The sequence below is a fragment of the Marinibacterium sp. SX1 genome (genome assembly GCF_050389775.1).
GTDB lineage: Bacteria > Pseudomonadota > Alphaproteobacteria > Rhodobacterales > Rhodobacteraceae > Marinibacterium.
Genome location: NZ_CP177152.1, coordinates 70037 through 82349, shown reverse-complemented (window position 1 = coordinate 82349; position 12313 = coordinate 70037). Strand labels below are relative to the sequence as shown.

Below are 12313 nucleotides of genomic sequence, written 5' to 3'. Positions count from 1 at the left end.
CCAGGGAGGAGGAGAGGAGGTCCAACCCTCAAGAAAAAGGTAGGGGGAATGCTGCGTCGCAACAAGCGGCTTCGCTGCAATGCAGCTATGCATGTCATGCAATGCTACTTTCTTGCGCATGGCGTATATTATTGTTCAGAAATTGGGCGCGCTTTGTGTCGCGGTTACTGCCTCATTTTGGTGAATGGGAGCCGCGTTTGAGCGGCCCCCGCCTAGTAACGATCTTACCTCTGATCGATCAGGCAACCAGTGAAAGACCTCCCGTATCTTGCGCCTGCTCGCCGCTATCGACGAAGGGGATGATCGAGAAGGTCTGACCGCCGCGCTGCTCCTCGTTCTGCACGGCGTTGACGCGCAAATCGCCATCGGGCGTATTGATCAGTAGCGAGACGTAGTCATTGCCCGTACGATTGCTCTTGGCCATCCAGGCCGAGCCAACGCGGATCGGGTGACCCTTGGGCGAGGAGACCTCGATCCGGTAGTCGGGATGGGTTTCTTCGGTCTTGAATTCGTTCTCGATCAGCATGAAGTCGAGATCAAACATCATGTTGGCGATGTAACCAGCAAAGGCATTGTCTGCATCCATCGCCGTCAGCTCGCCCGAGATCGAACCGGACTTCATGGCGCCGTTGGAGACCAGCGGGATGATCTCAAACGCGCCACTCCCAACTTCGCGAGCTTCCTTGGTCTGAACGGCGTTGACGCGGAACGGACCGAGGCCGACATCGATCTGCATCGAGATATAGGGATTGCCACTGGTATTGCCGGTCTCGCTCCAGGCCGTGCCGATATGCACCTTGCGCCCGGATTTGTTCACGGCGGTCACGTCAAAGTCGGGGCTGCGCTCGGACATCTTCGTCCGGGTCTCGAGCTGGATCGCGATGTCGAACCGCGCAGAATGGATCATGCCAGAATAGACGGCGGCTGCGGTTTCGGCGTTTTTGGTCAGGGTTCCTGCGAACATGGGTCTTCTCCTAGGTTTGCCGGTGCCTGACTTCTTGCCAGAGCACCCGGGATTGCTTTTCGACCCCTCATGGGATCACCAAACCAAAAGGCCTTCTTTCCTTTCTCCCCCACCGCTCAACCCGGGACACCGCCCGGATCGGTGCCCGTGACCTCCCCGCACGTACCCGTCCCCTGCCCTGTTTCAGCAATGGTTCGAGCCGGATCGCATCCGGTCCTGCTGAACCCTGACGCCGCGCCGTAGTCCCGGATGGGACGCTTTATCAGTATGGCCTCCCCATCACAGGCGCGGCAAAAGGCGTTGTCCTGCAGGTCGGTGCTTTCCCATAACTGCAACTCGGCATTCCAGCTGGCCCAGCAATCCCGCAGGACGTCTTCGCTGCCACAAGCACTGCAATGGACGGTGACACCCAGATCAGGGCGGGCGACAAAGAATGACGCCTCGTCCCCATTCAGCTTGGTGCCGCTTCGGTCCGTGAGGCCGATCGAATTGCCATTCGGCAAATAGGTGATCAGGTATTGGCCGAGCGCGTCCCGGTGGACACGGTAGCCTTCATGTGACCAGTGGACGGATTGCCCAGCATCCACGGCTGATTTGATCTCTGCGATATTCATGTTGGTCTCCATCGGAAGAAATGAGTGGGAATGCCCAAGGGCCCGATCAATCGATCCGGCCTGTGGGATGAACTTTCTGGGATTTGGATCCGTTTGAGCTGACACGTGTCAGGCGGCTTCCTGCGAGGTGCCACCTTGGTCTCCGGTGATCCGAGACAAGATCGCGGCGGTATCGACGCCCTCCCCGTGGGGTACGAAGACCCGAAGCTGGAAGGCGATGATCTCGGTGAAACACCCCATGGCCTTCAGCCCGTCGATCATGCCGCGGTCGGCCCCGTCGATCTCGAGACGGGCCGCGCCCGCGACCCGGCGGCGGGTGAGCGTGAGACCTCGGCCCAGATCGACCGGCGCGGTGGACCCGCGCGCGGCCGTCAGCATGTCCTGCGGGGTTTTCGGGGTGCCGGCCATGAACCGGGCCCTGAGCGCGGCGGCGCCGTCCTCGCTGACGGTCCGGCCGATCATGCTTGCCTGCCCCTCGGGCGTGACGCGGTAGATGCGCTCGTTGCCCGAGGGGATGTCCTTCCAGATCGGCAGTAGCAGCCCGGTCAGCAGATAGAGCTTCGTCGTCGTCACCTTCGGCAGGCCATCGACCTCTTCATCCCAGAGGCGGCGGAACTCGGGCTTTTCGATCTCTTCCCAAGCGGAGGCCTGGAACTTCCCTTCCTCGACATAGGTGGATCCGCTCGGGCGCGTCACCTTGCGCATGAGCGTGACGATCTCCTCGTCATACATCTGCATGGGCCGCGAGGAGATCAGCGCCGCGCGCCCCGAGGCGCGATTGACCATCGGCTGTTTGTCCGGGTTTCGTTCCAAAGCCTCCTCGGCCGAGAGCACATACACCGGGTCCGTCACCTCGAGGCCGATGATCCGTGTCACCGCCCCGGAACGCGGGCAGGTCCAGAGGTCTTCGGTCGAGACCTGCTCTATCCGCTCGCCACGCAGTGTCTCGACGCCGAGATCGAGCGTGCCAGCCGCCCGCGCCCGCTCGGTCTGATCGGCGATCCGGCTCATGAACTCGGCGAAGAGCGCGTTCTGCATGTGGATTGGCAGAGCCAGCACCCGGTTCAGGAACCGCTGGATCGGCGGCAGCTCTTCCAGGAGCACGCCGTCCTGGTCGATCAGCTGCAAGGCGGTCCAATCCGTGAACTGCTCATAGCTCATGGCCCCGGCACGCCCGGCGGCCAGGTCGGCGTAATAGCCTCGCAGCGCACCCCTTGCGATCGGGCTCTCGAGATTGTCCTCCTCGCGGAACATGCCCTGGGAGCCGGTCTCGCGCTGGCCCTTGGTGAGCGCGCCCAACTGATCGAGGCGCCGGGCGATCGTGGAGGTGAAGCGCTTCTCGCCATGCACATCCGAGGTGCAGACCCGGAAGAACGGCGCGCTGACCTGGGCTGATCGATGCGTGCGGCCGAGCCCCTGGATCGCCGCATCGGCGCGCCAGCCGGGCTCCAGCAGATAGTGCCGTCGCCGCTTCTGGTTCTTCGCTGCTTGAGCCGCATGGTAGGACCGACCCGTCCCACCGGCATCGGAGAAGATCAGAATGTCCTTCTCCCCATCCATGAAGGCACGGGTTTCCGAGGAATTGCTGTTGGCGCTGCGCTTTTCGATAAACAGGGCCCCGTCGCTGGATTTCAGGGGTCGAATGGAGCGCCCGGTTACTTCGGCCACGGCCTCATCGCCGAAGGCCCAAAGGATCTGGTCGAGCGCGGCGGGAATAGGCGCAAGCGCCATCAGCTCCATCATCGCCGCATCGCGCAAGGCCTCGGCCTCGCGCGAGACGACCAGGGCACCGTTCGCATCCCGCAGCGGCTCGGCCACCATGTTTCCGTCGATCTCCACGAGCTTCTGGGCATGGATCGGGAAGGCCTGTTCGAGGTAACTGAGAACATAGTCCCGAGGCGTCAGCGCACCTTCCACGAGCTCATCTTCGGGATCCATCGCTTCGAGTCGGCGCTTCAGCAGGCTCTCGCCGGTCGAGACCACCTGGATGACGCAGGCATATCCATCCGCAACATCCTCTTCGATGGCGCGGATGACGGTCGGGGCTTTCATGCCCATCAGAAGGTGGTTGAAGAAACGCTGCTTGGTGCTCTCGAAGCGGGATTTGGCCGAGGCCTTCGCGGCAGAGGCGTTCGTCTGACCGGAGGCATCATTGACCCCGGTCGCGGTCAGCGCCGCTTCGAGATTGTGATGGATCGTCCGGAAGGCCCCGGCATAGGCATCGTAGATCTCGATCTGGGCGGGTGTGAGAGCATGTTCGAGCACGTCGTATTCCACGCCGTCGAAGCTGAGTGCTCGCGCGGTGTAGAAGCCGAGCGTTTTGAGGTCGCGCGCCACGACTTCCATCGCGGCAACGCCTCCGGCCTCCATCGCCGAGACGAAACTCTCCCGGCTCGGGAAGGGATATTCGGGCCCCTGCCCCCAGAGCCCGAGGCGTGAAGCATAGGCCAGGTTCTGCACGCTGGTGGCGCCGGTTGCAGAGACATAGAAGACCCGGGCACGTGGCGCGGCCAGCTGCAGGCGCAGTCCAGCCATGCCCTGCTGGGAGGGCTTGACGCCCCTGCCCGCGTCGGACCCCGCGGCGTTCTGCATTGCGTGGGCCTCATCAAAAGCCAGCACGCCGTCGAACCCCTCGCCCATCCAGCCCAGAACCTGGCTCAACCGGGTCGTGCCGCATTTGCCTGCGGACCGGAGTGTCGCGTAGGTCACAAAAAGGATGCCATCGCCCATGGAGATAGGCTGGTCAGGCTTCCATTTGGAGAGCGGCTGGATGTCGGCGGGCGAGCCGCCGAGGTCGGTCCAGTCGCGGATCGCGTCCTCGATGAGCGTGGCAGACTTGGAAATCCAGACCGCCTTGCGGCGCCCCGCGAGCCAGTTCACCAGGATGAGCCCGGCGCATTCGCGGCCCTTGCCGCAGCCGGTGCCATCGCCGAGGAAATACCCTAGGCGATAGGCGCGGGCATCTGGATCATCGTCCGAGCGGGTCATCCGGGTCTGGTCCTCGTCGATGGTGAACTGCCCCGGCAGGTCGCGCCCGTGGGCGTCGTTCGCCATGAGGATGGTCTCGAGCTGGGCCTCGGAGAGATGACCCCCTTCGATCAGGCGACCGGGCAGCCTCAGGTCCGAGGCAACTTCATTCGACGGGACCGGGGGCGCGACAGATGCCATCGCAATACTCTCGACGAGCGGCGTCGGATGTTCCTGAGCCCCCGTGATCTCGATCCGCTGCGGGCGGTAGCGGGCATAGATGTCGGAGACAGGTTTGTTCTCGCGGGGGGTGGCGAAGCAGGTGAAGGAGAGCGGGATGGCGGCATGCGATTTGGGTTTGGTAGACGCCACCGGGGAAATTGTGCGCTGACGTGCGATAGGGACACCGACCCGGCGCGACCCACGCCGTGCCTGCACACTGGTCTTGACAAGAGGAGCGACCGGCCGGGTTGCGGCGATGTCATCGACGATTTGCCGCGCCGCATCCAGATCGTCGACAGCTGTGCGGACGATCTCGACGTCCTCCTGCACCTTGTCGAACACCATGAGCTGGGTTTCGACGGTGGTGCCGAGCTTGCGGTAGACGCGGCCTGGGATAGTAAGCGCAAGGCGCGGCTTCGCGATGGCCGAGGCCCGTGCCCAATGGGCCGCGTCCCGTTCCGGCGTGAAGCCCATCGGCATGATCGCCACGAGACGTCCGCCCGGCGCGAGGCGCTTGGCAGCGCCGATCAGATGTTTCGCCGCAATGTGCTTGTCCCGCGACCGATCCACCGAGGAGGCGAATGGCGGATTCATCACGATGACACCGGCAACGTCGGGCACCGTCAGGAGATCATCAATATGTTCGGCGTCGAAGCCGGTCACCTGCGTGTCAAAGGTCGCCTCGAGAAGCGCCCGACGGAAGGGATCGATCTCGTTCAGCATCGGCTTGCCGCCGGCGCGGACGGCGAAACCGGCCAGTGCGCCGGTGCCGGCCGAGGGTTCGAGGAAGGTCTCGCCGGGGCGGATGGCAGCGGCACACGTGACCAGGGCTGCATAGGCCAACGGGGTGGAAAATTGCTGCAGGCGGATTTGCTGTTCAGAACGCCGCGTCTCGGTCAGGAGCCGCGAGGCGAGCAGCCTGGCCGCCGTGAACGTATCCTGGCCAGCGCCCTGCACAACCTGCATGACCGCGGCAGCCTGCATCACGTCATGGGCCATGCGCCAGGACCACGCGCCGCCGGCATCGCTGCCGCCGAAGGTCTCGCGCATGATCCGAGCGAGCGATGAGCTTCTGAGGGGCTGGTCTCCGATCTCCCTGGCGATATGTGACAAGGCCTCCCGGAGGCGGGCTTGGGATGGGATATCGGGTCCGTGCTTCGGGGTTAGATCGGCCATGTCGTCTGTCCTTCCAGTCAGGTTACGGATCTGACAGGACAGAAAGCCCCCTTTCCCCTTTCAAGCGTTGGAGGCAGCTGGAAGTTTGGAAAGTGAGGAGGTCCGAGAGATCGGACCCCGATCTCTCGCGAAGGCGGCGAGACCGGGGCGTCCGTCTTACCGGTGTTCGGGACTCAGGTCCGGCGCGACAGCTTCAGCCCGCCGGCGGTGCGAAGGCGCTGCACCTCGCGCAGGATCGCGTCGGTGAAGGCCGCTCCGAACGATCCGCGCGGTGACCGTTCTTCGAGCGTATAGGAGGTCTCGAGAACGTCGGCGTTCAACTCGTCCAGGATGACCCAGAGCGGTACGTCGATCTCGAGACGCGCTCGCCGCGCCTCGGTCTCGGGGATCTCCAGGGCCGTCCGCCCCGGACCCGGGGACTTGCTGGTGATCGGCGCGATGAACATGACGTGCTGACCGGCCTGATTGGTGACGACGATCACGACGCAGCTCGGCCGCTTCTTCCGACCTTCTGTCTCGCCGCGCTCCGCCTGCCACTTCCAGAGATAGTGATAGTCGAAGACCTGCCCCGCGGCGGGGAAGTCAGCGGTCACGGAAATGCTCTTCAATACCCCGGTCAAGAAGGTTGCCCAGTTCTTCAGGCATGTCGGCCACATCGAGCGCCACCTGCGACCCGCGACCGGCCGTCAGGGCCTGGAATCGCTCCATCGACATGACCACGAAGCGCGGTTTACGGTGCTTCGTGATTGCGACCGGGGCGACGGTCGCCGCCTCGAAGAGATCGCCCGTGTTGCGGGTCAGTTCCCCTGCTGCAAACTGCTTCATCCTGGCTCTCCACAGATTTTCTAGTTTAGCAAGAATATACGTAATCTCTTAATATTCTGCAAGAGGCAGGATAGACAGGAGGTCAGACCCTCAAGGTGGCGCATCGTTAGCACTCCGCCCGGCGAAAAACTCGGCCAGAACCGGACTCGCCTCACTCTTCGCCGAGCCGAGGAGCTCGGACCCGGCGAGCGAGGCTTTCGACAGACGCACGAGTCCGCCGGTATCCTCGATGCGATAACACCGGCGATTTTGTCCTCCGCGCCGGTAATGGGTGGCGGTCACGATCTGGCAGGTGCTGCCATCGGTCAGCGTTACCGGTGTGGCCAGTTTGATCTTGTCACCCTCGTCGTAGTCCGGGATCGCCGCCCAGTCGCGGCAGCGCTGACGCCAGGCATGGGCATAGCTGTCGGGATCCTTCAACTCGGAGAGCAATGCCAGAAGGCTGAGCGGCGCGCGCGACTCCACGGGCCCGGCGCTCTCCTCCATGTCCTTGTAGCCCCAACAGCCCTCGTCATAGCGGGTCAGAAACACGGCTCCAAAGGTGATCGACCCGTCGGCATCGGTCACGTAGGTTCTGTCTTCAACCGGCGCGCCATCGATGTTGGTGAGCCTCAAAGCTGCATACCAGGTCGAGCCGACCTTGCAGGCCTTGAGCAATACCGTCTTGCGCGTATCCGTCTCGAAGGTGCAGAGCCGGGCGATTTCAGCTTTCTCGTCCGCGTAAGTTTTGACGCGGCGGTCGGTGTAGAAGAGCCAACCCATTTCAGTGTCCTTTCTCTTAGAGAGATTTCTTGTGTCGCCAATGTCCCGAGAGCGCGAAGCGCGGCAGGGTATTGGCGATGCGATCGTGAGAAAGGGCCTAAGCCACCCTGCGGTCATCGATTTCGATGAGCGCGTCGAGCGGCACCCGGTAGGGCAGCATCTCGTCGAAATCCTCGCAGTTGCCGTGGTTCTGCACGAGGGCTTCGGTGTCGGTGGCGTCCTTCAGGATCACCCGGAACGTCCCGCCCAGACCGGAGGGGACATCATAAGTGCCGCCGATCAGGTAGTCGGCGGCGCGGCGCAGGAAGACCCGGATCGTGTGTCCATCGGTGGCCAGCCGGATGGTGTCGTGGCCCCGATCGATGAGCATCTGCACGTCGTCGAGGATGTCCGTGTAGAACTGGCCCGTCAGATCGCGAAACGCCGCCTGTCGTTCGGACATCCAGTCCGGATCGCGGAACGGGTTGATGCCCTCGGCGAAAGTGTAGGAGGGATCGGCGCGTTCGGTGGTGACGATCCGTGTCAACGTGCCATCGATCCCGTTCGAGCGCAGATGCACGCCATTGCCGACGATCAGGATTAGGGCGGGTTTGCCGACCGGCCCGTTCCAGTTGGGCAGAAAGGTGGAACAGCCGCGCGCATGCGCGATCTGCGCCGCGACGCTGGCCGCGGTGAAGCTGAGAAGTGCCATGGGATTTACCTATAAGATGGAGGGAAGGGTGCGACCCGCCCCGGTCGGAGCGGGTCGCCTGTAGGGTCAGGCCGCTTCTGCGACCTCGGTTTCGTCTTCGGGTGTCTCGGCCTCGCTGGCATCAACCGGCTCGACACCTGCCGTCTGCATCATCGGCGGGCACCAGGAAGCAACCGCCGCGCGCTGCGCATCCGTCAGCGTAGCGAAGGGCTCGGCGAAGAGCTTGTCGCAGAATTCGACGACTTGCTTTTTGGTCGAAGAGGCCAATGTCACCGCCTCCTGTGCGAGCCCCAGTTCCTCGCCGAGGATCTTCAGGAGCCAGGCCTTCTTGAAACGGTTGAAAAGCGCCGCGTTCGGCGTCCAGTGCGCCCGGATGTCCGGCATGATCTCGACCTCGAAATCATGCATCAGGCTGTCGCGCTGCCGGTCCCGCGCAAAGCAGGACTGCGTGGTGGTCGCCGTGGCATAGGCCACGAGTTTGGCCTTCTCGCCCGCGTCAAGGGCACGGAAGAGGACGAACTGGTCGGCAGGGGACTTCGCGTCATCTGCCCAGGAGAGATCGAGCGCGTCATGCGCTTCCGCCACCTGTTCGAGCGAGGTGCCGTCGATCTCGTCCATCTTCGCGTGGCTACGATATTCCTGTCGCGCATCGACCTTGATCGCCTGGGTGACGCCCATACCGCGGGTCAGCACATCCGTGACGAGCTTGAAGAGCGTGAGGTCGAGCGTCGCCTCCGGGTGCATCGTCATCGCCGCGCCGAGCGCAATCGCCCGCTCGGTCTTAAGATCCTCGGTGAGCGAGGCGGGATAGGTGATCTCATCGCCGTCTGCGGCGCCCCTGTCGCTCGATGCGCCGGTGCCTTTGCCAGACCGCTCCGCCTTTTCTTCAGGGCGCACCATCCCGACATGCAGGGAGATCTTGCCATGCGACCAGGAGGCGATCACGCCGGAGCGCGCAAGATCCTCGGTGCCATAGGCCTCCTGTAGGTCCCGCGCCTCGGCTTCCAGCGCGTCCACGCGTTCGTAGAGTTCATTGTACGCCTCGTCCTCGAGCTCTTCGTTCTCCATCTCGTGTTCGAGTTTCTCAAGCTCGGCGGTGATCTCATCCACGCGTTTCCGGCCCTTTTCATCGGGCTCGACCGGACCCGGATAGACCCGGCCATAATCCGCCATGGCGGCATAGTCGTACTGGATGACCGCATCCGCCCAGGCAAAGCCGATCTCTGCCCGCGCCTCTTCAGCGGCGGCGGCGAGTTTTTCGAGCAGGATCGTTTCGACAAGCGCGGAATCCTCGAGCACGGAATGCTCGTCCAGAAGATCGGCCGCGATGACTCCACCCCGCGCCTCGTAGTCCTTCCGCACGAAGGCCCCGATGTCGTCGCTGACCTGGACGCCGCGGGACTTCAGCGCGTTCCGCACGGTGTAGGCCTGGACATAGTTGTCCTCCTTGGTGAGCGCCTCGAAGACCTCGCGTTGCACCTCCTGGCTGGGATGATCGGCGAAAGCCTTCATCGTATCGAGCGTGATCGATTTGGCGCGGGCCGCGGCACGGATGTCGGGATGGATGAGTCCGTAGCGCAACCGGCCTTTGACAGCGGCAACCGTGGTACCGAAGGTCTTGGCGATGGTTTCCGGCGTTTGGCCATCGACCTCCATCATCCGCGCGAAGGCCTCGAACTCGTCGATGGCGTTCATGGGCGCCTGGGTGATGTTCTCCGCCAGCGAGAGCGCGGTGGTCACATCGCAATCGTCGGGGACCAGCCGGCAATCGATCTTCGTGCGGTTGGTGAAGCCCTTGACGGTCTTGTCCGCAGCAAGTTCCAAGAGCGCCGCGTGACGACGGCCACCGGCGAGCACCCCGAACTTGCCGTCGATCTTCTGGACGAGCAGCGGTTGCAGGAGGCCCAATACCGCGATGCTGGCCTTTAGATGCGCGATATTCTCGGAGGCGTAGGTCTCGGGGGAATTGGTCCGTACGTTCGCGGGATGGGCGACGAGGTCGCCGATGGCGACGGTGGTGGGTTTGAACGACTGAGTCATGACATGTCCTTCTCGACGTGATTGAGAGGGCCGCGCGTTTCCGTGCGACCGATCCCCGGATCCGGGAACCAACAGGACAAGAGGCCCACTTTCCCTTTTGGAGGGTCAGCGGGCCTGTCGGTGATGGAAGGTTGGGGTGGGGCCTGCCCTACCAGTCGCGCGCCATCATGACGGTCAGCACGCGCATGGTGGTCTCGGGGTTCTCGGGCGTCTCCGCCCCATAGCGAAAATCGGAACTGGCTTCATACAGATCCAGTTTCCAGAACACGGTCTCACCACGGATCGTCACCGCCCCGAAATCGTGCCATCCCTCGGGATCGTTCTCGGGCTCGAATGTATCGAACGCACCGGTGGCCTTGACGGCTTCCGTCACGAAACCATCGCCTGCCTCGATCAGGGACTGGGTCACAACCAGCCGGCCCTGGATCGCCTGATCTGGAGCGATGCCCAAACAGGCAAACCTGCGGAAGGCATCGTTCTGGGAGGCGATGACGGTGGCATTCGGTCCGGGAAAATCTGCGGGTTCGGCATGGCTCATGGGTCTGTCCTTTCGGGATGTGTTGAAACCACCAGACCCAAAGCCACCTTTTCCTTTCACCGCGCCCTGCCAGCCCGGACAGCCCCGGCCTCAAGCGGCCTGTTCCCCCTGCCCCGCCTCCGATGCGGCAACGAGATAGTCGCAGGCCCGCTGCGCGTCTGCCGCATGCTTGAAAATCGCCCGCGTGTCCGAGCGGAGTACGCGGACCCAGTTGTCAAGATAGGCCGCGTTCAGCTCCAGCGTATGCGCGGAGAACCCCAGCTTCTGACCCAAAAACACCGTGCAAAGCTCAGCCACGATTTCTTCGCGGGCATAGGCCGTGTTTCCGAACCGAGCGTCGCCATAACTGCGGTTCAGGCGGTGTCGGGGTTTCGTCCAGTGACCCAGCTCGTGACCCCAGACGGCGTAGAAATTCCGCGGGTTCTCGAAGAGCTCGATCGGGGGCATGTAAATCTTGTCGAGGTTCGGAACATAACATGCTTCCCGACCAGAGAAGCTGACATTGGCACCGATTGCCTCGAAGAAGCTCTGCATATGCGGGATCGGTGCGCGTTCGGGATGGATTTCCGGTTCGGCCGCAGCGGGATGGAAGCGAGGGTCCAGCCCCTCGATCTGGTCGGCGTTGAAGACGCGGTAGGATTTCATGAAGGGGATGGTTTTGGGGTCTTCGGTTTCCGCCTCCCCGCCGAGGACGCTTTCGACCTGTTCGCGCTCGGCCGTTCCGTAATAGACGACCACCGACGATTTCGAGCCCTTGATAATTTTAGCGTCGAGCTCGTTCGCCTGCCTCAACGTCATCCAGTAGGGCGAGGTGTATCCGGCCATCATGGTGCGCATAGTCAGCAGGAAGTTATTGACGCCCTGGTAGGGTTCGCCGTTCTGGCGGAGCGGCACGGAACTGCCGCCGACCGTCCATGGCTTGCGCCAGGGCAGCACGCCCCGGTCGATGATCTTAATGAGTTCGTTGGTGATCGATGCCGCGGCGTCGAACTTTGGTTTGCTGGATTTGGCCATGATGATCTCCGATGTCTGGGAAGTGTACAGACCCGGAGGTACCGTCAGGAAAACACCCTTGGAGGGGACGGCAGGGTCCGTCCAGAACCCTGCCAAACCCCCACCCCGTGACTCCGGATCCGGCAAAACCCAAAGCTTGCTTTTACTTTTTTCATATCACTGACACGAAGTGCCTTTCGGCATCCGTCCAGCGGAAGCCCAGAAAACTCGCCAAGCTGCCCCTAAGACCCTTGAGCAAGACACCGAATTCGCTCATTCAGTGATCCCCATGTGCCTCGGTAGCTCAGCGGTTAGAGCTGACCGCTCATAACGGTTAGGTCGCAGGTTCGACTCCTGCCCGAGGCACCAAGATCGGCTCCGCAAGGGGCTGTCTGCCTCTGAGCCATCAGCGCTTCCCTGAAGAAATTGAGCGCACGATGAAGTGCGCGGGTTTAGCATTCCGCTCATGTGTCCGGCGCATCATATTCGAGCAAACTAAGATGGGAAGTTTTGCCCCCCTG

General features: G+C 62.8%; 9 protein-coding genes, 1 tRNA gene and 1 pseudogene. 1 reads left to right on the top strand and 10 read right to left on the bottom strand.

The annotated features are described in order from the left end of the window. Positions 1–238 precede the first annotated feature (238 nt). From ACK3BB_RS27180 to ACK3BB_RS27135, 10 genes and pseudogenes are all read right to left on the bottom strand, one after another. Positions 239–964: a DUF736 family protein gene (locus tag ACK3BB_RS27180; protein WP_428929817.1), complete on the bottom strand. Its 726-nt coding sequence runs from the start codon at positions 962–964 to the stop codon at positions 239–241. Positions 965–1383: 419 nt separating this feature from the next. Continuing rightward, a pseudogene (locus ACK3BB_RS27175) lies at positions 1384–1578 on the bottom strand (hypothetical protein); the annotation flags it as partial. A 108-nt stretch (positions 1579–1686) separates the two neighbouring features. Beyond that, positions 1687–5943 carry a strawberry notch-like NTP hydrolase domain-containing protein gene (locus ACK3BB_RS27170; protein ID WP_428929816.1) on the bottom strand — a complete coding sequence of 1419 codons (4257 nt, stop codon included), beginning with the start codon at positions 5941–5943 and terminating at the stop codon, positions 1687–1689. A 173-nt stretch (positions 5944–6116) separates the two neighbouring features. Next, entirely contained in the window at positions 6117–6536 is a 420-nt protein-coding gene (locus ACK3BB_RS27165) for a hypothetical protein (protein WP_428929815.1), read from the bottom strand. Continuing rightward, positions 6526–6768 (bottom strand): type II toxin-antitoxin system prevent-host-death family antitoxin, encoded by a 243-nt coding sequence (locus ACK3BB_RS27160; RefSeq protein ID WP_428929814.1) that lies wholly within the window; start codon positions 6766–6768, stop codon positions 6526–6528. The genes ACK3BB_RS27165 and ACK3BB_RS27160 overlap by 11 nt, the downstream gene beginning before the upstream one ends. A gap of 90 nt (positions 6769–6858) precedes the next feature. Then, positions 6859–7530, bottom strand: a complete 672-nt coding sequence (locus ACK3BB_RS27155) for a DUF6927 domain-containing protein (RefSeq protein WP_428929813.1) — start codon at positions 7528–7530, stop codon at positions 6859–6861. Positions 7531–7627: 97 nt separating this feature from the next. Then, a complete protein-coding gene (locus tag ACK3BB_RS27150) occupies positions 7628–8221 on the bottom strand; it encodes a regulator (protein WP_428929812.1) in 594 nt (197 codons plus the stop codon). A gap of 66 nt (positions 8222–8287) precedes the next feature. Then, entirely contained in the window at positions 8288–10261 is a 1974-nt protein-coding gene (locus tag ACK3BB_RS27145) for a ParB/RepB/Spo0J family partition protein (RefSeq protein WP_428929811.1), read from the bottom strand. 148 nt (positions 10262–10409) lie between these two features. Further along, positions 10410–10799, bottom strand: coding sequence for a DUF3768 domain-containing protein (locus tag ACK3BB_RS27140; RefSeq protein WP_428929810.1), 390 nt, complete (start codon positions 10797–10799; stop codon positions 10410–10412). Positions 10800–10889: 90 nt separating this feature from the next. After that, positions 10890–11813 (bottom strand): ArdC family protein, encoded by a 924-nt coding sequence (locus ACK3BB_RS27135; RefSeq protein WP_428929809.1) that lies wholly within the window; start codon positions 11811–11813, stop codon positions 10890–10892. Positions 11814–12085: 272 nt separating this feature from the next. Here ACK3BB_RS27135 and ACK3BB_RS27130 point away from each other — a divergent pair. Then, positions 12086–12161: transfer RNA gene (locus tag ACK3BB_RS27130), tRNA-Ile, on the top strand. Positions 12162–12313 lie beyond the last annotated feature (152 nt).

Excerpts from the sequence above, each read along its gene's own strand:
- ACK3BB_RS27180 (WP_428929817.1), bottom strand. The coding sequence starts at position 964 with ATGTTCGCAGGAACCCTGACCAAAAACGCCGAAACCGCAGCCGCCGTC.
- ACK3BB_RS27170 (WP_428929816.1), bottom strand. The coding sequence starts at position 5,943 with ATGGCCGATCTAACCCCGAAGCACGGACCCGATATCCCATCCCAAGCC.
- ACK3BB_RS27160 (WP_428929814.1), bottom strand. The coding sequence starts at position 6,768 with ATGAAGCAGTTTGCAGCAGGGGAACTGACCCGCAACACGGGCGATCTC.
- ACK3BB_RS27155 (WP_428929813.1), bottom strand. The coding sequence starts at position 7,530 with ATGGGTTGGCTCTTCTACACCGACCGCCGCGTCAAAACTTACGCGGAC.
- ACK3BB_RS27150 (WP_428929812.1), bottom strand. The coding sequence starts at position 8,221 with ATGGCACTTCTCAGCTTCACCGCGGCCAGCGTCGCGGCGCAGATCGCG.
- ACK3BB_RS27145 (WP_428929811.1), bottom strand. The coding sequence starts at position 10,261 with ATGACTCAGTCGTTCAAACCCACCACCGTCGCCATCGGCGACCTCGTC.
- ACK3BB_RS27140 (WP_428929810.1), bottom strand. The coding sequence starts at position 10,799 with ATGAGCCATGCCGAACCCGCAGATTTTCCCGGACCGAATGCCACCGTC.
- ACK3BB_RS27135 (WP_428929809.1), bottom strand. The coding sequence starts at position 11,813 with ATGGCCAAATCCAGCAAACCAAAGTTCGACGCCGCGGCATCGATCACC.